This is a genomic window from Paracoccus sp. IB05 (assembly GCF_016405985.1).
GTDB lineage: Bacteria > Pseudomonadota > Alphaproteobacteria > Rhodobacterales > Rhodobacteraceae > Pseudogemmobacter.
Genome location: NZ_JAEFCF010000042.1, coordinates 25,046 through 45,687, shown reverse-complemented (window position 1 = coordinate 45,687; position 20,642 = coordinate 25,046). Strand labels below are relative to the sequence as shown.

The following is a 20,642-nucleotide window of genomic DNA, read 5'->3' as shown; positions in this document are numbered from 1 at the left end:
TCCGGTCCCGGCGGCGCTGTTTGATTTCGGGCTGCATGTCTTCCATTCCGGCAAGACGCTCGCCGCTGACGGGCGTGGTCCGTTCTATTACCTGCCAAAGCTGGAAAACCACCGCGAGGCGCGGCTGTGGAATTCGATCTTCCTCTATGCCCAGGAAGAAATCGGTCTTGCGCCTGGCACGATCAAAGCCACGGTGCTGATCGAGACGCTGCGCGCCGCCTTCGAGATGGATGAAATCATCTGGGAGCTGCGCGACCATATCGCCGGTCTGAACTGTGGCCGCTGGGATTACATCTTCAGCTATATCAAGACATTGCGCGCACATCGCGGTTATGTTCTGCCCGATCGGGCCGAAGTGACGATGGACCGCGCCTTCCTTGCGACCTATGCGGCGCGACTGGTCAAGATCTGCCATCGGCGCGGCATCCATGCGATGGGCGGCATGTCTGCCGTGGTGCCAGGGCGCGATAACCGGGAGGCGACAGAGGCCGCCTTCGCCCGCGTCCGCGCCGACAAAGAGCGCGAGGTGGGCCTTGGGCATGACGGCAGCTGGGTTGCGCATCCGGATCTCGTGCCGGTCGCGCTGGAGGTGTTCGACGCCGCGATGCCTGGCCCGAACCAGATCCGCCGCCCGCGTCAGGATTACCGGATCGACCCCGCGATGCTGTTGAAACCGCATGACGGACGGGTGAGCGAGGCCGGCCTGCGCGACAATATCGCGGTCGCGATCGAATATCTGGCGCAATGGCTGCAAGGACGCGGTGCGGTCGCCATCCATGGGCTGATGGAAGATGCCGCTACGGCCGAAATCGCCCGGATGCAGATCTGGCAATGGCTGCGCCATGGCGCAGAGGTGCAGCTTACCGATGGCGACCACACGAAGCTGACCGCGGAATGGCTCGCCTCGCTGATCCAGGAGGAGATCGTCGCGATCCTCGGCCACCTCGGTCCGACCGGCTTCCATTGCGGCCACTACGCCTCGGCCTCGCGGATCGTGCATGAGGCGGTCACCGCCGCCACGCCGCCCGATTTCATCACCCTGCCGGCCTATGACGTGCTGAACGCGCTCGACTGATGGACCGGCTGACCACGCTTTCCCCCTTTGGCGGGCCTGTGCCTGCCAGCCTTCTCTTCTCCATGAAAGGATCTCCTATGCCCCGCAAGACCTATGCAGAACTGCGCCGCGAGGTTGCGCAGCGTTACCCGACCGGCCAGACGGCGGGTGGGGTTTCGGTCGAGGATATCGTGCAGCTGCGGCTGCAAAACTCCTGGGAGAGCCATCTCGAGATTGCCCGCGAAATGTCGGTGGTGATGCGGGCCGATATGGCGGCCTATGACCAGGACCCGTCGAAATTCACGCAATCCCTGGGCTGCTGGTCAGGCTTTCATGCCCAGCAAATGATCAAAGCGGTCAAGCGGATGCGCGGCACCGCGAAAGGCACTTACGTCTATCTATCTGGCTGGATGGTTGCGGGGCTGCGCAATCGCTGGGGTCATCTGCCCGACCAGTCGATGCACGAAAAAACCGCCGTCGCCGATCTGATCCAGGAGATTTACACCTCGTTGCGCCAGGCCGATGAGGTGGCGCTGAACGATCTGTTCCGCGCGCTGAAATCCGCGCAGACCGAAGAGGCGCGCGACGCCGCCATTGCCGCCATTGATGGGTTCGAGACCCATGTCGTGCCGATCATCGCCGATATTGATGCCGGTTTCGGCAATGAACATGCCACCTATCTGCTGGCGAAAGAGCTGATCAGAGCGGGGGCCTGCTGCCTCCAGATCGAAAACCAGGTGTCAGACGCCAAGCAATGCGGCCACCAGGACGGCAAGGTCACCGTACCGCGCGAGGATTTCATTGAAAAGCTCCGCGCCTGCCGCCTCGCATTCGAGGAACTCGGCGTTGATCAGGGGGTGATCGTCGCGCGCACCGACAGTCTCGGTGCGGGTCTCACGCAAAAAGTGCCGGTCTCCGCCCGCCCGGGCGACCTTGCCAGCCACTATAACAAATGGCTGAAGGTAGAGCCGGTCTCTGACGCAAACCCGATCCGGGAAGGCGAGCTGGCGCTTTACCAGGGGGGCGAATTCGTGCGGCCGCTGCGCCTGCCGAACGGCCTCTTCCCCTTCAGGGAGGGCACGGGTCGCGCCCGGGTGATCGAGGATTGCATCGCGAACCTCACCGAGGGCGGCGCCGATCTCCTCTGGATCGAGACCGACACGCCGAATGTCGATGAGATCGCCGGCATGGTCGCCGAGATCCGCAAGGCGGTGCCGAATGCGAAACTGACCTATAACAACTCACCCAGCTTCAACTGGACGCTGAATCTGCGCAAACAGGTGCGCGAGGAATGGCTGGCAGCAGGCCGGATCAAAGCCACCGACTACCCGGAAGGCAATGAACTGATGAAAGCCGATTTCGACGCGACCGATCTGGGCCGTGAGGCGGATCAGCGACTTCAGCGCTTCCAGACCGATATTTCGGCGCGGGCGGGTGTGTTCCACAACCTGATCACGCTGCCGACCTTCCACCTCACCGCGAAATCCGTCGACGAGCTGTCGCGCGGCTATTTCGGCGAGGAAAAGATGCTCGCCTATGTCAAAACCGTGCAGCGCGAGGAAATCCGTCGCGGTGTCTCGGCGGTCAGGCACCAGCATGAGGTCGGGTCAGACCTTGGCGACACTTTCAAGGAAATGGTCTCGGGCGAACGTGCGCTGAAAGCCGGTGGTCACGCCAATACCATGAACCAGTTCGCGGCGGAGTGATCCCGCGACCATTGCCGGTGCTCTCCCGGCAATTGGCGCCGCCCTGTCAAAGGGGCGGCGCCGCCTGCCAGGCCACTGAGCTGTTCTGGCCCGGCCCCGGTTTCGGATCATTATTTACCTTCCGCAGCGCAAAAGCGGCGGTGGAGCCGCGCGTATCCCGGCGCGGCTTCCGTGGCGTGAGATCCGGCAGGTGGTGAACGACGCGCGGCTGGGCTTCGATGCGGGGGGCCTGGTGCTCTGCACCGGGTTCGGCCTCCCTTCGCCTGCGCCAGAGCGGCTGGTCTGCGCCTGGCACATCGCGAGGTCGCCCCTCCCGCCAGAGCCGCCCGGTTCGGATGCGGCCTGAGCGGTTTGCAGAAGCGTTCACTCTAATCTCAGAGGTCAGTACGCATTTGCCTGCCAGCCTGGTCAGTCGCCGGCGGGAGCGCGCGTTCCCTGCAGCGCCAGCTGCTGCATCCAGCGGGCGAAATGCACCACCCGGCTGCGGGCCAGCCGCTCGGTCGGGATGTCCAGCCAATAGCCATAAGGGCCGGTCACCACCACCGGATCGATCTGGATCAGCGCGCCGGAAACCAGCTCGGATTCAATCATATTGCGGTCGATCACCGCAAGACCCGCCCCCGAGACTGCGGCCTGTGTCACCATGTCCAGCGTCGCGAATTCCATCGCATTTTCCGGCAGATCGCGACGATCATGCTGAGCCGAGGCGAACCAGTTATCCCAGGTGGGCAGCCGGAGCGCGCGGTCCAGCACGTAAAGCAGGCAGCTTGCGCGCAGCCGTTCGGGATCGGCCCAGAGATCGGGGGCGCAGACCGCGATATGCTGCTCGACCATCAGGCGGGTCGATGACTGGCGGTCGCGCGGATCGGTGCCGAACCGGATCACACAGTCGAACCGCACATTGTCATCCGGGCTCAGATGCAGCGAGAGATCGAGATCGGGGAAACGCTGCCGGAACGAGACCAGCCGGCGCGAGAGCCAGCGCGCGGCAAAGGTTGGCGGCGCCAGCAGGGTCAGCTTCTGACGCGGCACAGATTTGCGCGCCTCCTGCACGGCGTCGTCGATCAGATCAAAGGCCCCGGCAAGGCGATCATGCAGGATCGCCCCGGCCTCGGTCAGCTCGACCGCATTGCCGATGCGGCGAAAGAGCGCGATGTCGAGCGTGCTTTCCAGCTGACGGATCTGCCGGCTGACCGCGCTTTGCGTGACGCCAAGGCGATGCGCGCCTTCGGTGAAGCTGAGGCATTGGCCAACGGTCGCGAAAGCGCGCAGCGAAGTCAGAGAGGGGGCGGACGACATCGGAAGGGCAGGGCTCCCGGCACAGGAAACGGGGGCGCGCCGACCGGGCGCGCCCCGAACCTTCTGCTGCTGTCTGCCGCGCGTCAAGGCCCCGTCTGATGCTTTGGCCCGGGGCGCATTGGCCCGCTTTCCCTCAGAACGCGTCGCGCCCGGGGGCGGCGGCGATCAGCTCGCGGGTATAGGGGTGCTGTGGCCGGGTCAGGACCTCGCTTGCCGGGCCGCGCTCGACCACATGGCCTTGGCTCAGCACCACGATCTCGTCGCTGATCTGGGCGGCGACACGCAGGTCATGGGTGATGAACACGACCGCAAGCTGCAGCCGTTTTTGCAGATCGGCCAGCAGATCCAGCACCTGGGCCTGGACCGAGACATCCAGCGCCGAGACGCTTTCATCGGCGATCAGAACATCGGGCTGCATCGCCAGTGCGCGGGCAATGCCGATCCGCTGCCGCTGTCCGCCGGAAAAGGCGGCCGGTCTGCGGGTATAGGCGCTGCGCTCAAGGCCCACCAGCTCCAGCAGTTCCTTTGCGCGGGTGACGGCCTCGGCGCGGCTGGCGCCCGAGAGCACGGCGGCGCGGGCGATCATCGGCCCGACCCGGCGGCGCGGGTTCAAAGATCCGAACGGGTCCTGGAAAATCATCTGGATCCGCTTGCGCATCCCGCGCAGACCCTCGCCGCCTGCGCCCAGAATATCCTCGCCCGCCACCACGATCCTGCCGGAAGTCGGATCGATCAGCCGGATCAGGTTCTTTGCGATCGTGGATTTCCCCGACCCGCTTTCGCCGACGATCGAGAGCACGCGGCCCGGTGCGACGGCGATGCTGATATCATGCAGCACCTGTTTCGCGCCGTAAGCATGGTTCAGCTGCGTGACCTCCAGCGCCGGTTTGGCGGCCTCGGGGGCAGGGCGGTCATGGGGCACAAGGCTTGGAACTGCCGCGATCAGGGTCTTGGTATAGTCATGCTGCGGATCTTTCAGCACCTGTTCGGCGGTGCCAAGCTCCACCACCTCGCCCCGCCGCATCACCGCAATACGGTCGGCGATATCGGCCACCACGCCCAGATCATGGGTGATGAAGATGATCCCATGGCCATGCACATCGCGCAGTTCCCGGATCAGTTTCAGCACCTGGGCCTGGGTGGTCACATCCAGCGCCGTGGTCGGTTCATCGGCGATCAGCAGTTTCGGGCTCATCGCCAGGGCCATCGCGATCACCACGCGCTGGCATTGCCCGCCGGAAAGCTGATGCGGGTAGCTTTTCAGGATGCGGTCGGGTTCGGGCAGATGCATTGCCTCGACCAGGCGCCGTGCCTCGCGGGCGCGATCCGCCTTTGACATATCGGAATGGAGGATGAAGACCTCTTCGATCTGGCTCGCCACCGTGAGGGCCGGGTTCAGCGAGGCCATCGGCTCCTGAAAGATCATGCCGATCTCTTTGCCGCGGATCTTCTGCCACTGCCGTTCCGAAAGTGTCAGCAGGTCCTGGCCCGCCATAAGGGCCTCGCCACCGGCGACCGAAAGACCCTTGGGCGCGGCCCCCATCAGGGTTGCGGTCAACACTGATTTGCCCGAACCGGATTCGCCAACGATGCAAAGGATTTCCCGCGGTTTCACATCCAGCGTAACGCCCTGGACCGCGAAAGGCCGGTCGGCACCTTTCGGCAGCGCGACCGAGAGATTGCGGATATCAAGCAATGCGTCGCTCATGCCTGGCGCTCCTTCGCATCATTCACTTCACGCAGCCCGTCGGCCAGCAGGCTGAGGCCCAGTGTCAGGGTCGAGATCGCGATACAGGGAAAGACCACCAGATGCGGGAAGGCGATGGCCATGGCACGGCCCTCATTCACCATGCCGCCCCAGTCGGGGGTGGGCGGCGGCAGGCCGAGACCGAGGAAGCCGAGCGTCCCGATGGTGATGGCGGTATAGCCAAGCCGCAGGCAGAAATCGACGGCGAGCGGCCCGGTGGTGTTCGGCAGGATGTCGATGAACAGGATACGCCAGGTGCTTTCGCCCTGCGTGATCGCGGCCTTGACGAAATCGCGGCTGGCGACATCAATGGTGATGGCGCGCACGATGCGGAAGATCGCCGGGGCCGAGCTGAAGGTCACCGCGATCACGATATTCACTGGAGAGGCACCGATCACCACGATGATCACGATGTAAAGCACCAGCACCGGGAAGCTGAGGATCACATTGGCGAGGAAACACAGCACCGCATCGGTGCGCCCGCCGGCATAGCCCGCGATCAGGCCAAAGCTCAGACCCAGAATATAGGCAGTCAGGGTGGCAAGCGTGGCATAGATCACCACGGTCTGCGCGCCCCAGATCAGCCGCGAAAGGATATCACGGCCCAGCATATCGGTGCCCAGCAGGAAATATTCGCCATTCGATCCGGTGGTCAGGGGTTTGACCAGAGGCTGCAGGGTTTGCAGCGGGTTATAGGGCGCAAGGACCGGCGCGAGGATCGCGACCAGCAGCCAGCCGAAGGCGAGGAATCCACCGATCAGAACCAGCGGCTTTTGCAGGTAGGGGGTCAGCGCCTTCATGCTTTTGCTCCCAGCTCGATACGGGGGTTCAGCCAGCCATAGAGCACATCCGAGAGGATCTGGCTCAGAACGACGACGAGGACCGAAATCATCGCGCAGGCTTCGATCAGATAGATGTCCTGGTTCAGCGCGGCGTCATAAAGGAGGGTGCCAAAGCCCTTATAGGCATAGAACACCTCGACCACGATCACGCCGGAGAGGAGCCAGGGCAGTTGCAGCATGATGACGGTCACAGGCGTGATCAGCGCGTTTCTCAGCGCATGGCGCAACACGATCCGCGACAGGCTTGCGCCCTTGAGCCGCGCGGTGCGGATGTAATGGGTGGACATCACATCGACCATCGAGGCACGGGTGACGCGCGCCAGATAGCCCATCGAATAAAGCCCCAGCACCGAGACCGGCAGGATCAGCTCGCGGAAAGAAAACCCGGAAATCATCGTACTGGCCCCTGGCAGCAGCCCGAGCCAGAAGACGAAGATCCCCGAGAGAAACACCGCCGAGGCGAAATCCGGGATCGAGGTAGTGATGACAGAAAACACTGAAATCACCCGGTCCAGCACGGTGCCAGGCCGCATCCCGGCAAGGATCCCAAGGCCAAGCCCGAAGATGATGATCACAAGGAGCGCGCCGCCCGCAAGGATTGCCGAGGCGCCAAGGCGCGGCAGCACCATATCCATCACCGGTGCGCGGTAATAGGTCGACTGCCCCCAGTCGCCGGTCACAAAATTCGCGAGCCAGCGGAGATAGCGGATCAGAAACGGGTCGTTATAGCCGTTTTGCAACAGCCAGGCCGCGCGCTGATCGGCGGTGGAATACTGCCCCAGCACCTTGACGGCGACTTCCTCGATATTCACCTCGAGTGCGAGAAAGATCAGGAACGAGACCGCCACCATGGTGGCGATCGCGATCGCGGTCTTTCGGATCAGAAATTTGCCCAGGGACACCAGACACCCTCCTTTTTCAGTTGAACCGCGCCGAGGCGCGAAAGGGGGCCGGGCGCAAAGGCCCGACCCCTGTTTCGGGTGGCGATCAGGCCAGCCAGACGCCATCCATACGGAAGAAGTCCGACGGATGCAGCACAAAGCCACGCACATTCTGCGCCGCGGCCGAGAAACGGTTCGGCCAATAGGGCTGCACCATCACCGCGTCATCGCGCAGAATGGTCTCGACCACCGCCATTGCCTCGCGGCGGGCGTCCGGGTCCACCAGCGACATCGCCTTGTTCAGCGCCTCGTCAAAGTCCGGGTTGGCGTAATGGCTTTCGTTCCAGGCGCCGCCCGTGCGATAGGCCAGATCCAGCGTCATGGTGCCCAGCGGGCGATGCGCCCAATAGGTGACGCCGAAGGGCACCTTGTCCCAGATCGGCCAGTATTGCGAGGCGGGCAGCACGTTCAGCTTCAGCCTTATGCCGGCCTCGGCGAGGTTCTGTTGCAGGACCTGAGCGGTGTCCTGCTCCCATTTGCCCTGGGTATTGCCAAGGGTCAGCTCGATATCGATGCCATCCGGGTAGCCGGCCTCGGCCAGCAGCGCCTTTGCGGCCGCCACATCGCGGGCAATCGGATCGACCGGCGCGTAATCGGCCTGAACCGGCGAGACATGGTAGTTTGCGCCCAGATCACCTTCGCCCCGATAGGCAATCGCCAGCATCTGGCCATTGTCAGCCGCCAGCTGCACCGCTTTGCGCACGCGGATATCGTCGAAGGGCTTCTGATCCACCTGCATCCGGATCGCCAGGGTATGGGCCGCTTTGCCGCTCAGGATCTGGATATTCGGCAGCGATTGCATAAGGTCATATTCGGCAATCGTCGCGCGGTAGAGCACGTCGACCTGGCCGCTCGACAGCGCTGCCAGATGGGTGGTGATATCCGCGCCGAGGTCGATGTAATGCACTTCGTCCAGATAAGCCGGGGTGCCCCAGTAATCGGTCCGCTTTTTGAAGATGGCCTGACGACCGACCTCATGGCTGACCAGCGAGAAGGGGCCGGTCCCGACCGGATCGGCCGGCCAGTTGCCCGCAAAACCACGATGCGCGATGGCGCAGGTATGGGAGTAAAGCTGCTCGGGCAGCGATGCGATCGGGCGCGACAGGGTGATGCGCACCGAATGATCGCCGGTCTTTTCGATTTTCGTGATCGCCTCAAACGCGCTCTTGTTCGAGGATTGCGAATCCGGTGCAATCCAGCGCTCGATGTTGAAGATCACGTCTTCCGGGCCGAACTGGTCGCCATTCGACCATTTGGCGCGCTCATCCAGCTCGAAATCCCAGACGGTCAGATCATCCGAGGCCGACCAGCTTTTCGCCAGATAGGGATGGGTGATATTGTCGGCATCGACAAAGGTCAGGAATTCAAGGCAGTTGCGCAACAGGTTCGAGGATTCGATCCAGGTCGCCATCATCGGATCGGTGATTTCCTGGATCTGGCAGGCGAAACGCAGCGTGCCGCCGGCTTTCGGCGTCTCTTCGGCGCGCAACATACCAGGGGCAGCACCTGCGGCCCCCACGGCGACGCCAAGCCATGCCATGCCACGCAGGAAACCGCGACGGTCAATCTGCCCTGCCGCAAAACGGCTTTGCATCGCGCGCGCTTCCGGGTGCAGCGGCTTGCCGCTCAGCGTTTTGAACTCATCCATCCTTATTCTCCCTGTCGGATACTTTATTGAAATGTGACCGGAGCGGCGTTGCCGCCGCTCCGGTAAAGGCCTCAGGCCACGGCCTCCAGCGCGAAACGGCCCGCAGCCGGGCGCGGCGCGCGGGGGATGCGCTTGCCGGCGGTGTAATCGTTGATCACGTCACAAGGGGTGTAATTGCGCTCGATCTCATAAACCTCATCGGCGTCAAGCTCGGTGGTCAGCGCAGCCAGCGCTGAATCGAATTGCGCCCGCGTATCGGCACCAACCAGCATCGAGGAGACCTCGGGCTTTCTCAGCACCCAGGCCTGGGCGATCTGCGCCGGGCTGAGGCCGCGCGCCTCGGCCACACGCGCGACCGACATCGCGACATCGCGCGAGGCGGCATCGTTATACATCTCGGCGGTGAAGAAGTCGGTCTTGTTGCGGACCGAATTCATATCGCTGGAAAGGATCCCCCGCGCCAGCGGGCTGAAGACCGAGACGCCCACGCCCTGATCCATGCAGAAGGGCAGCATCTCGCGTTCCTCCTCGCGGTAGGCGGCGTTCAGCTGCAGCTGCATATTGATCGGTTTCGCCCAGCCATGCTTTTCGCAGATCGCGAGGATTTTGGCGAATTGCCAGGTGAACATCGTCGAGACGCCGATATAGCGGGCTTTGCCGGCACGCACGATGTCGTTCATCGCTTCCATGGTTTCTTCGATCGGGGTCTCGGTATCGAAGTAATGCAACATATAGATGTCGACATAATCGGTCTTCATCCGGGCCAGCGAGCCATGCAGCGCATCGAACACATGTTTGCGGGAATGGCCACCATTGTTCGCGCCGCCCCCGATCGGATAGCCAAGCTTGGTCGCGATCACCAGCTCATCACGTTTCGCCAGCTTGCGCAGCACGTTGCAGACGACTTCTTCGCCCGCGCCCGCCGAGTAGAAATCGGCGAGGTCGATGAAGTTCACGCCATTGTCCAGCGCATGGCCGATGATCGGCTCGGACTCGGTTTCGTCGAAAATCCACGGCTTCCAGGATTTCGAGCCCATATTCATCGTGCCAAGGCAGAGGCGCGAGACTTTCAGGCCGGATTGGCCAAGACGGGTATATTGCATTTTGGTCTGTCTTTTCAGGGTGATGTTGCGGTCTCGGTCGGGTAGTCAGCCGCCGAAATGGATCCAGGTGCCTTTGGTTTTCGTGTAGGAAGACAGCGAATGGATCGCCATTTCCTTGCCCCAGCCGCTTTCCTTGAAGCCGCCGAAGGGTGCTGACAGCCCATAGCAGCCGTAGCGGTTCACAAAGACCATGCCGGCATCAAGGCGCTCGGCCATGCGGTGCGCGAGGTTTACATTGCCGGTATAGACGCCGGCGGCGAGGCCATAGCTGGTGCCATTGGCGATGCGAACAGCGTCCTCAGCGGTCTCGAACGGGGTGCAGGACAGGACAGGGCCGAAGATCTCTTCCTGCGCGATGCGGGCGGTGTCAGGGACGTTGGAAAAGATCGTCGGGCGGACGAACAGGCCTTTTGCGTTGCTGCCAGAGGTGTCTGCGGTACCTCCTGCGACGAGTTCGGCCTCTGTCTTGCCGATCTCGATATACTCCATAATGCGTTTGAACTGCGCCTCATTGCATTGCGCGCCCTGCTCGGTCAAAGCCAGCAGCGGGTCGCCGCAGGTCACTGCCTCCGCCTTCGCGATCAGCTTCTCCAGAACATAGTCATAGATGCCCTTCTGGATCAGGAAACGCGTCGGCTCGGAACATTTCTCGCCTTTTTGCGAGAACATGACATAGAAGGCGCGGTCAATCGCGGCATCCAGATTGAGCGTATCCTCAAAGAAGATGCAGGGCGATTTTCCGCCCAGTTCCAGCGTGACGCCTTTCAGGTTCGAGGCCCCCGAATTCGCCACGATGCGGCGCCCGACGCCGGTCGACCCGGTAAAGGACACTTTATGGACATTGCGGCTCAGCGTCAGCTGGTTCGCGGCTGCGCCATCGCAAAGGACCAGGTTCAGGAGGCCTTTGGGAAGATCCAGTTCGCGGTCGATCAGCTCAAACAGATGCAGTGTCGCAAGGGGCGTATATTCCGATGGCTTCATCACCACGGCATTGCCCATCGCCAGTGCCGGCGCGATCTTCAGGCTGGCCTGGTAGAGCGGGTAATTCCAGGGCGCGATCAGGGCGCAGACACCGACCGGCTCTTTGGTGGTGAAATTCAGGAACCCGTCTTCGACCGGCGAGACCTCGCCATAGAATTTATCGGTCCAGCCGGCGTAATATTCAAAGATCTCGGCGCAGGTGTAGATGTCGTCATTGACGGCCTCAAGGTAGGTCTTGCCATTGGCAAGGCTTTCCAGCAGCGCCAGCTGTCTGACGTTTTCGCGGATCAGCCGCGCAATCGCGATAAGCTGATCGGCGCGCGCCTTGCGCGAGGTCTTGCGGCTCCAGGCTTCCGACTGATGGCAGCGGTTCGCGGCCTCGGCGGCGGTCTCGATCTGACCGGCATCGGCCAGCGCGATCTGGCAGAGGGTTTCCCCGGTGGCCGGGTTCTTCACCCCCCAGGCGGCACCGTTTCCGGCAACCCATTCACCATTTATATACTGTTTCTTGCTCTCTTTCAGCCAGGATCTGGCCCAGTCAAGATCGGTATCGAGCAATTTATCTGTCATTGTCGTCTTCCACAGAGGAGGTCTGTTCGGGGAAACTGTCGGGTGGGTGCGGGGTACTCAGCGGGGTTCGGCTTCGGCCACCTTGCGGCGCACGAAATCAAGGTCACCCGCGGCGTCTTTGGCGACCTGCGCCGAATAGCTGTAGCCTTTCAGCTGTTTCAGCCGGATCAGCGAGGGCAGCAGGCTGGTCGAGAGATCCCGGTTGCGGTCCGTATCTGGCTGCAGGCCCTGAACGCAGTTGCGCCGCAGGGTCGCGACGCCGCTTTCCAGCACCGCGATCATCTCGAGAAGGCTTACGATCACCACCGCTTCCCAGGGGTTGTAATCCATTTCGCCATGATCCTGGGTCATCGCCATCGCCGCCGCATGGCCGGTCGCGATCATGCCGCATTGCACCATGAATTCCGGGATCGTCGGATTGACCTTGCCGGGGATTGCGGAGGATCCCGGCTGCATCGCCGGCAGCCGGATTTCGCCAAGGCCGCCATGCGGGCCCGAGGCCATCAGCCGCAGGTCTTTCGCGAACCGGATCAGGGTCCGCGCCAGCTGATCAAGCGAGGCGCCAAGCGCCAGCAGCCGGTCATGTGCCTGGCTTGCGGCAAAAAGATTGTCGGTCCGGGTGAGGCCCGCGGGCAGGCCCGCCGCCGCAAGCGCGGCATTCAGGGCGGGCAGGATCGCGGCAAAAAAGGCCGGTTCGCAATCCTCGGACCGCCCGATGATATTGCCGCCGATGGAGACCTCGCGCAGCGCATCGGCGTCACGTGTGGCGCGCTCCAGGTTAAAGCGCAGCGAGGCGGAGACGCCGCCAAGGTAATCGGCAAAACCGATATCAACTGCATCCTGCAGGCAGGTCCGCGCCAGTTTGCGCAACGGCGCCCAGCCGGCGCCCAGCCGGTCAAGATCCGTCGCGAGGCCCTCGATCTGCGCCGCCAGCCCGGCGAAAGCCGCCCGTGCCGCGATATGGCAGCCAGTGGACAGGCAGTCAGCGGTGGAGTGGTTCAGGTTCGCATGATCGTTCGGGTGGACCGGGGTGTAAGACCCGTAATCCGCGCCAAATCCGGCTTTATTCGCCAGATTGGCCAGAACCTCGTTGAGGTTCATATTAAAGGAAATCCCGCCGCCGCCATGGAAGGCATGGACCGGAAACGCCTCGGGGCGTGGGGTGGCCAGGAGGTCCGAGGCCGCCTCGATCAGCGCTTCACCCATGGCAGGCGCAATCGCGCCGGTGTCGATATTGACCTGTGCTGCGGCCTTTTTGACGATCAGCATCGCGTTCAGCAGGCCGGGGTAATCGGAAAAGCGCTTTTGCCCGGCCAGCGGGTAAAGCCGCACAGCGCGTTCGGTCTGGATGCCGAAAACGGCGTCCAGGCTGACATCAAGCATACCAATACTGTCACGCTCGACGCGTGTCTTCCGTCCGCTGACCATGAATCGGGTTCTCCCCCACGATGGCGATCAGGAAAGTCGATTTCTTGGCAGTGAACAAACGACTATTCCGCCAGGGTCATTCCAAAAAGTCATGACTTGGGGAGAAAGCGGTATTTCAGCTCAGAGGATATGCGAGGAAAGCTGGCGCGCTGCCTGGACGACGTTTTTCGAATAGACCCGCGCGCTTTGCAGGCTCAGCGCCTCGCCGGTGAAACAGGCGCTGATGGCTGCGACTGGCTCACCGCGCCCGTTCACCACGGGTGCGGCGACGCAGCCGACATCAAGCTGGATCTCGTTAAGGCTGACCGCATAGCCAAGCCGCGCCGAACGTTGCAGGTCCTGGGCCAGCGCCGGCAGATCGGCCGCCATGCCGGGCGCGGCAAGGCCCTCATCGCGCAGATAGGTGAGCTGATCTTCCAGCGGGCGGGCGGCAAGGATCGCCTTGCCGGAGGCCGAAAGATGCATCGGCATGGTGCGCCCGACATAGGCATTGAAGGCCGTGCTGGCCGGCGCATCCAGCCGCGCAAGGATCACCACCTGATTGCCGATCGGCAGGCTGAGGAAGATCGAGCGGTGGATCTCGTTCTTCAGGATCTCGGCGATGGGGTAGAAATGCGGCACAAAGGGCTGGCGGGCGAACACCGCCGAGGCAAGCTGGAACAGCCGCGAGCCGGGCATATAGGTCTTGCGCCGGCCGGGGGCGGGCGCGATCAGCCGGTGGCTGAGCATCGCATGGATGATCCTGTGCGCCGTGGCCTGGGCGATGCCGGTCTTCTCGCAGATTTCCGAGAGTTGCAGCGGCCAGGGCGAGGCCGAGAGCACGTCAAGCACAGCCACTGTGCCGTCAATGGCAGGGGCGGCGGTTTTCACGAAATCGCGTTTCGCGGCATCAGGCTTTCCGGGATCTGTCATGTTCAACGCGCTCATCGGCAAGGGGGGCGGATATTTTTTCCATATATGGAATATTTATTCCTGATATGGAAATTTATTGACAGGCTGATGCGTCTGGCCTCTGGTCCTGGCCGAAATCGGACCGGAGAACGCCATGCGGATCGACCGCAACTTCGTCAATAATGACTTCCTGACATCGGATGGCGAAGAGCTGATCGCAGTGCTGAACCCGGCCACTGGTCAGCAGATCGCGCATGTCACCGCCGCCACCGCCGCCGAGGCGCGGGCAGGCGTAGAGGCGGCGGCCCATGCACAGCGCGGCTGGCGGCGTCTGACCTCGGTCGAGCGGGCCGGGCATCTGCGGGCCCTGGCCGATATGCTGGTCGCGCGTAAGGACCGGATCGGCGCGGTGCTGGCGCTGGAATCCGGAAAAAGCCTTGAGGATGCGACCGGTGAGGTCTTTTACGCCGCCGAGCTGACGCGCTACCATGCCGAATGGGCGCGGCGGATCGAGGGGGAAATCATCCCCTCGGACAGCCCTGATGAGAACCTGCTTTTGCAGCGCGAGCCGATTGGCGTCGTCGCGGCGCTGATCCCGTTCAATTACCCGATCTATACGCTGATGCGCAAAATCGCCCCGGCGCTGATTGCGGGCAATACCGTGGTGGCGCGGCCTTCGAACAACACGCCGTCTTCGGCGCTGGAAGTGGCGCGGGCGGTGAAAGATTGCGGCTTTCCGGCGGGCGCAATCAACATCATCGCGATGACGCATCAGGTGGCGCAGACGGTCTGCACCCATCCGAGGGTTGGCATGATCACCCTGACCGGCAGCGTCGGTGCGGGCCGCAAGGTGCTGGAATACAGCCAGGTCAATATCGCGAAATCCTCGCTGGAGCTGGGCGGTAAGACGCCCGCGATCATCGAGGCGGATGCCGATCTGGAAAAAGCAGCCGCGGCGGTGGTCGCGTCGCGCACCACCCATTGCGGCCAGCTCTGCACTGCGATCGAACGGGTCTATGTGCAGGACAGCGTGCATGATCGGTTTGTCGATCTGCTGCGCAGCCATATGGCAGCGCGTAAATTCGGCGACCGGATGCGCGAGCCCTCGGTGATGGGGCCGCTGATCAACCAGAATTCCCGGGTGAACATCCATCAGATGGTCAGCCGCGCCATTGATGACGGGGCAAAGCTGGAATGCGGCGGGGTCATTCCCGAAGGGCCGGGCTGGTTCTACCCGGCCACGCTCTTGACGAATTGCCGCCAGGAGATGGAGATCGTGCAGGAAGAGGTCTTCGGCCCTGTCCTGCCGGTGCTGCGCTATCAGACGACCGAAGATGCGCTTGAGATGGCCAATGACCATCAGTTCGGTCTGTCCTCGGTCATTTATACCGAGAATTACCGCAAGGCGATGATGGTCGCGAACAATATCGAAGCGGGCGAGGTCTATATCAACCGCACCCCCGCAGACCCCTATCAGGGCTACCATTCGGGCTGGAAACGCTCGGGCCTTGGCGGGGATGACGGCAAACACGGGATGCTGGATTTCACCCAGACCCGCCTTGTGATCCAGAGCTGGTGAGGAGCGGCTTATGAAACTCGTATCCGTTAAAACCGATATAGTCGCCGTGCCGCCGCCCCATATCGGCGGTATGTACTGGATTTTTGTCACCCTGCGCACCGATGACGGGATCGAGGGCGTGGGCGAGGTCTATGCCGCGACCTTCCACCCCAAGGTCATGGTCCCGGCGATCCAGGATGTGTTTGACCGGCTGCTGGACGGCGAGGACCCGCATCATGTCGAGAAATTCTTCCGCCGCGCCTATTCCAGCGGATTCACGCAGCGCCCTGATCTGACGATGATGGGCATCGTCTCGGGCCTGGAAATGGCCTGTTGGGATATTATCGGCAAGGCGGCGGGCAAGCCGGTCTATGAGCTGATCGGCGGTCGGGTGCATGAAAAGCTGCGCTCTTACAGCTATCTTTATCCGAAGAACGCGCGTGGCGAACACGATTACAGCAATATCGAACTCAGCGTCGATTGCGCGCTGGAATATATGGAACAGGGTTTCACGGCGCTGAAATTCGACCCCGCCGGGCCTTATACCGTGATGGGCGGGCATCAGCTGTCTTTGGAAGACATGGACCGTTCGGAAACCTTCTGCCGGCGTATCCGCGAGGCGGTGGGGAACCGCTGCGATCTTCTGTTCGGTACCCATGGCCAGATGACGGTTTCCGGTGCGATCCGTCTGGCGCGGCGGCTGGAGCAATATGATCCTTTGTGGTTCGAAGAACCCGTGCCGCCCGGGCAGAGCGAGGCCATGGGCCGCGTCGCCGGGCAGACCACGATCCCGATTGCCGCCGGTGAGCGGCTGACCACGAAATACGAATTCCACGATCTCTTGCGCAACAATGGCGCCTCGATCCTGCAGATGAACCTTGGCCGCGTCGGCGGCATTCTGGAAGGCAAGAAGGTCGCGGCTTTGGCCGAGGTGCATTACGCCCAGATCGCACCGCATCTCTATAACGGGCCGGTGGGGGCTGCGGCCTCTGTGCAGCTGGCGACCGCCACGCCGAATTTCCTTGTGCAGGAAAGCATCCGCCGCTGGGATGGCTTCCATGCCGAGGTGCTGGAGGAAGGGCTGACCTGGTCTGACGGCTGGATCATCCCGTCGGAGAAGCCCGGCCTTGGCATCACCCTGAACCGTGAGGTGATCGAGGCGCATTCCCCCTATAGTGACAAGCGCCTGCACCTTTCCATGTGGGAAACCCCGCATGATTTCAAAGCGCAATCCGACACGTCCTGGAAAGAACCGCCCGCAAAGGCCTGATCATGTCTTACGATTACATCATCATCGGCGCCGGTTCGGCGGGATCCATCCTCGCCGCGCGGCTGAGCGAAGACCCGGCCACCCGCGTCTTGCTGCTGGAAGCGGGCGGCTCGGACCGGTCCTTCTGGTTCGACATGCCGGCGGGATATGCGCGCAATTATTTCAACCCCGAAACCAACTGGATGTATTCGACCGAGCCCGAACCGGGCATGGCGGGGCGTAAGATCTATACGCCGCGCGGAAAGGTCCTGGGCGGATCCGGCTCGATCAATGCGATGATCTGGGTGCGCGGACAAAGGCGTGATTTCGACGACTGGCGCGATGCGGGCAACCCCGGCTGGGGCTATGATGATGTGCTGCCCTGGTTCAGAAAGCTGGAAAACCATCCGCTGGGCGATACCGAATGGCATTCCTCCCGGGGGAAGGTCGGTATCACGCCGATGAAGGGGCAGACCCATCCGATCTGCGACCGGTTCATCGAAGCTGCGCGGGAACTGCAGCTGCCGGTCAGCGACGATTTCAATGGCGCAGAGTTTGAAGGCGCCGGGATCTATGAGACGAATATCGGCAGGGGCAGGCGGCAATCCAGTTCGAAAACCTATCTGAAACCGGCTCTGAAACGGCCCAATCTGACGATGCGGCTGAAGGTGGATGTCACCCGCATCGTGATCGATGACAGCGGGCGCGCGACCGGGGTCGAGATCCGCGCGAATGGCGTGACCGAAACCCTGAGCGCCGCCCGCGAAGTGATCCTCTCGGCCGGTGCGGTCGGGTCTCCGAAACTCCTGATGCTGTCGGGGATCGGCGATCCGGCAGAGCTGGCGCAGCACGGAATCCAGGTCAAAGCGGCGCTGCCTGCGGTGGGCGGCGGTCTCCAGGACCATCTCTGCGCAAGTTATTATTACCGCGCGAATGTGCCGACCCTGAATGACGAGCTGCGGCCCTGGTGGGGCAAGCTCTGGGCGGGGATGCGCTATGTGCTGAACCGCAAAGGCCCGCTCGCGCTCAGCGTCAATCAGGCGGGCGGGTTCTTTCGCACCGCGTCTGCGGGCGATGCGCCGAATATCCAGCTTTATTTCAACCCGATGTCCTACCGCATTCCGGCCAGCACGAAAGCAAAGCTGGAGCCGGAGCCCTATCCGGGTTTTCTGCTCGCCTTCAACTCCTGTCGCCCCGACAGCCGGGGGCGCATCTCGCTTGCCTCGGCCGATCCGCTGGCCGCGCCGCTGATCCGGCCGAATTACCTGTCAACCGGGCGCGATTGCCAGGAGGTGATCGAGGCCAGCCGGCTGATCCGTCGGTTCATGCAGGCCCCGGCGCTGCGGGCGATCACGGCAGAAGAGGTGACGCCCGGCCCCGGATGCGACAGTGATGAGGCGATGCTAGCCCATCTGCGCCAGGAGGGAGGATCCATCTACCATCTTTGCGGCAGTTGCGCGATGGGGCCGGATCCGGCAACGTCGGTGGTCGATGCCGAGCTTCGGGTGCATGGCATTCGCGGGCTGCGCGTCGTCGATGCCTCTGTCTTCCCCAATATCACCTCCGGCAATATCAATGCGCCGGTGATGATGGTGGCCGAAAAGGCCGCTGCGATGATCACAGGGCGGTAAGGCATTCAGGCAGACCGGGCCAGGGCGCGCTCCTGGTTCGGGCAACCATCGCGGTCCGGCGCCGAAAGACTCTTGCGGTGAAGAGACCTCAATGGTGGCAGGGGCCGGGGCCTTGGAGATCGACGCATGAAAGCTTGAGAAGCTCAGCCGCCTCGCGTCCTGTAACTCTACCGGCAAGGTCTGGGCCTCAGATCGGGATCGATTCATCCCGAACCCGATCCGCCAAATGCCGGGGCTTAACAGCTTGTAAGGCACCTTCTTTGTAAGGCGCAGGTCCAGGTTCGCCTTGCCGGGTGACCCGGATGGCGAGAAGGTCTGTCAAAAGACGCCGGATGCGCCGCTTGCGCTGATCTGGTGGGGCCGGTGGTTCTTCAGGCTGGGGGCTGCGCCTGGTCTTCCCTGTGGCGGCCATGGGACCGGAGCGCGTGGGGCGCGTCCGCCTTTGTCGCGATAAGGATCGAGGTCGGCGGCGTGTTCAGCCTGCTCCGGCGATGCCCCGCGCAAAAGTCTCGGCAATGGCCAGGACGGCGGCATGGATCGGGCCGGCGGTCAGGGCAGGCAGCACCGAGGCATCGACCACCGCAAGATTATCGGTGCCGTTCAGCCTCAGATCGGGCGTGGTCACCGCGCCCGCATCGCGCCCCATGCGGCAGGTGCCGGACGGATGGTGGTGGGTGATCGCGGCCTGGGCGATAAAGGCATCCAGATCCGCATCCGTATAGACCGGGCCCGGCAGGATTTCATGGTCGCGCCAGGGGTCGAGTTCGGGCCTGGCACCGATCTCGCGGGCGGCTTTCAGCGCCGCGCGGAAGAGGCGACGGTCATTGCCGGTTGAAAGATAGCGCGGCTCGATCACCAGCGGATCGCCGGGCGAGGGGCCGGTGACGCGGATCTCGCCCCGGCTGGTCGGATGGGTGACCCCGAACAGCAAGCTGTAGGCGGTGCCCTGGGCAGGGGCGTCGAACATTTCGGAGGTGATCGGCGCCACGCCGCAGCCAACCACGATTTCCGGCTGGCCGTTGGCGGTGAAACCCTCTGCCCGCATATAGGCCATGCTTTCGGAGTGCTGGAGCCTTGAGGGCGCCACAGGGCGCTTTGCCGTATAGAGATTGCCGGCGCCGAGCAGGTGGTCCATCAGGTTCCGCCCCAGCTCCGGCACCGCCAGCTGGCAGGGGATCCCGGCAGCTGCCAGCACCGCTTCCGGACCGATGCCGGAGCGCATCAGCAGGGCCGGGCTTTCGAGCGCGCCTGCGGAGAGGAGGATCTGATCGGCCTCGATCCGGCCCGCAGAGGTCTCCAGCGCGGTGATGCGCGATCCCGCCAGGATAAGGCGGGTCACCAGTGTCCCGGTGAGGAGTGTCAGGTTCGTGCGCGCCCGAACGGCGGGCGTCAGCCAGGCCTCGGCGGTGGTCACGCGTTTCCCGTTGCGGATCATCAGCGAATTGGGCGTGACCCCGATCATCGCGCCGGTGTTATGTCCGTTCAGGCGTTTCAGCCCCAGCCCCGCGCCCGCCTCGATAAAGGCGCGGGCGAGGGGAGAGACCTCTTCGCCCGGCAGCCAGACCGGCATCGGGCCGCCTTTGCCATGGATACCATCCCCGCCATAGCTATGATCCTCGATGGCGAGAAACGCAGGCATAAGACCCTCCCAGGACCAGCGGGGATCGCCGGTCGCCTGCTCCCAGGTGGCAAAATCCTCGCGGCAGCCCCGGAAATGGCCAAGCGCATGCAGCATCGACGAGCCGCCAAGCCCCCGCCCGCGTGCCCAGGAGAGAGCGCGCCCGGCAAGCCCTGGCTGTGGCGTGGTGCGGTAATCCCAGTCATAGTCGCGATGCTGGATCGCGGGCCACATCTGCGGATTGAGGATGTCGGGGTCGGTGGGTTCGCCCCCGGCCTCGATCAGCACCACCTGCCGCGTGGGGTCTTCCGACAACCGTGCCGCCAGCAGGGCGCCGGCAGAGCCGCCACCGACAATCGCGAGGTCAAAGCGCATG

Annotated in this window: 15 protein-coding genes; 5 read left to right on the top strand and 10 right to left on the bottom strand. The window is 63.1% G+C overall.

The annotated features are described in order from the left end of the window. Positions 1-1,075: aldolase/citrate lyase family protein (locus tag JC607_RS21035; protein WP_198838786.1), on the top strand; the 1,075-nt coding region annotated here is incomplete at its 5' end. A 77-nt stretch (positions 1,076-1,152) separates the two neighbouring features. Continuing rightward, positions 1,153-2,760, top strand: a complete 1,608-nt coding sequence (locus JC607_RS21030; RefSeq protein ID WP_198838785.1) for an isocitrate lyase — start codon at positions 1,153-1,155, stop codon at positions 2,758-2,760. A 408-nt stretch (positions 2,761-3,168) separates the two neighbouring features. Here JC607_RS21030 and JC607_RS21025 read toward each other — a convergent pair whose 3' ends face one another. The 9 genes from JC607_RS21025 to JC607_RS20985 all read right to left on the bottom strand — a co-directional run bounded on the left by JC607_RS21025 (position 3,169) and on the right by JC607_RS20985 (position 14,231). After that, on the bottom strand, positions 3,169-4,059 hold the full coding sequence (locus tag JC607_RS21025) for a LysR substrate-binding domain-containing protein (RefSeq protein WP_198838784.1): 891 nt from the start codon (positions 4,057-4,059) through the stop codon (positions 3,169-3,171). A gap of 133 nt (positions 4,060-4,192) precedes the next feature. Further along, complete coding sequence (locus JC607_RS21020; protein WP_198838783.1) at positions 4,193-5,767, bottom strand: ABC transporter ATP-binding protein; 1,575 nt, start codon at positions 5,765-5,767, stop codon at positions 4,193-4,195. After that, the gene (locus JC607_RS21015; RefSeq protein WP_198838782.1) at positions 5,764-6,606 is read right to left on the bottom strand and encodes an ABC transporter permease; all 843 of its coding nucleotides are present in this window, start codon (positions 6,604-6,606) and stop codon (positions 5,764-5,766) included. The genes JC607_RS21020 and JC607_RS21015 overlap by 4 nt, the downstream gene beginning before the upstream one ends. After that, positions 6,603-7,550, bottom strand: coding sequence for an ABC transporter permease (locus JC607_RS21010; protein WP_198838781.1), 948 nt, complete (start codon positions 7,548-7,550; stop codon positions 6,603-6,605). Before JC607_RS21010 ends, JC607_RS21015 begins: the two co-directional genes overlap by 4 nt. Positions 7,551-7,635: 85 nt before the next feature. Further along, positions 7,636-9,237, bottom strand: a complete 1,602-nt coding sequence (locus JC607_RS21005) for an ABC transporter substrate-binding protein (protein WP_198838780.1) — start codon at positions 9,235-9,237, stop codon at positions 7,636-7,638. Positions 9,238-9,308: 71 nt separating this feature from the next. Next, positions 9,309-10,340: an aldo/keto reductase gene (locus JC607_RS21000; protein ID WP_198838779.1), complete on the bottom strand. Its 1,032-nt coding sequence runs from the start codon at positions 10,338-10,340 to the stop codon at positions 9,309-9,311. Between the two features lie 45 nt (positions 10,341-10,385). Next, positions 10,386-11,891 carry an aldehyde dehydrogenase gene (locus JC607_RS20995; protein WP_198838778.1) on the bottom strand — a complete coding sequence of 502 codons (1,506 nt, stop codon included), beginning with the start codon at positions 11,889-11,891 and terminating at the stop codon, positions 10,386-10,388. A gap of 57 nt (positions 11,892-11,948) precedes the next feature. Then, entirely contained in the window at positions 11,949-13,319 is a 1,371-nt protein-coding gene (locus JC607_RS20990; protein WP_198838777.1) for a lyase family protein, read from the bottom strand. 120 nt (positions 13,320-13,439) lie between these two features. After that, a complete protein-coding gene (locus JC607_RS20985; protein WP_198838776.1) occupies positions 13,440-14,231 on the bottom strand; it encodes an IclR family transcriptional regulator in 792 nt (263 codons plus the stop codon). A 133-nt stretch (positions 14,232-14,364) separates the two neighbouring features. On the opposite strand from JC607_RS20985, the gene aldA reads away from it, so the two are divergent. From aldA to JC607_RS20970, 3 genes are read left to right on the top strand one after another with little or no spacing between them, the layout of a single operon-like run. Then, positions 14,365-15,789, top strand: a complete 1,425-nt coding sequence (gene aldA / locus JC607_RS20980; RefSeq protein WP_198838775.1) for an aldehyde dehydrogenase — start codon at positions 14,365-14,367, stop codon at positions 15,787-15,789. A 10-nt stretch (positions 15,790-15,799) separates the two neighbouring features. Next, the gene (locus JC607_RS20975; protein ID WP_198838774.1) at positions 15,800-17,038 is read left to right on the top strand and encodes a mandelate racemase/muconate lactonizing enzyme family protein; all 1,239 of its coding nucleotides are present in this window, start codon (positions 15,800-15,802) and stop codon (positions 17,036-17,038) included. 2 nt (positions 17,039-17,040) lie between these two features. Continuing rightward, positions 17,041-18,648: a GMC family oxidoreductase gene (locus JC607_RS20970; RefSeq protein WP_233093065.1), complete on the top strand. Its 1,608-nt coding sequence runs from the start codon at positions 17,041-17,043 to the stop codon at positions 18,646-18,648. A gap of 475 nt (positions 18,649-19,123) precedes the next feature. On the opposite strand, the gene JC607_RS20965 is transcribed toward JC607_RS20970, so the two are convergent. After that, complete coding sequence (locus JC607_RS20965) at positions 19,124-20,641, bottom strand: GMC family oxidoreductase (RefSeq protein WP_198838773.1); 1,518 nt, start codon at positions 20,639-20,641, stop codon at positions 19,124-19,126. Position 20,642 lies beyond the last annotated feature (1 nt).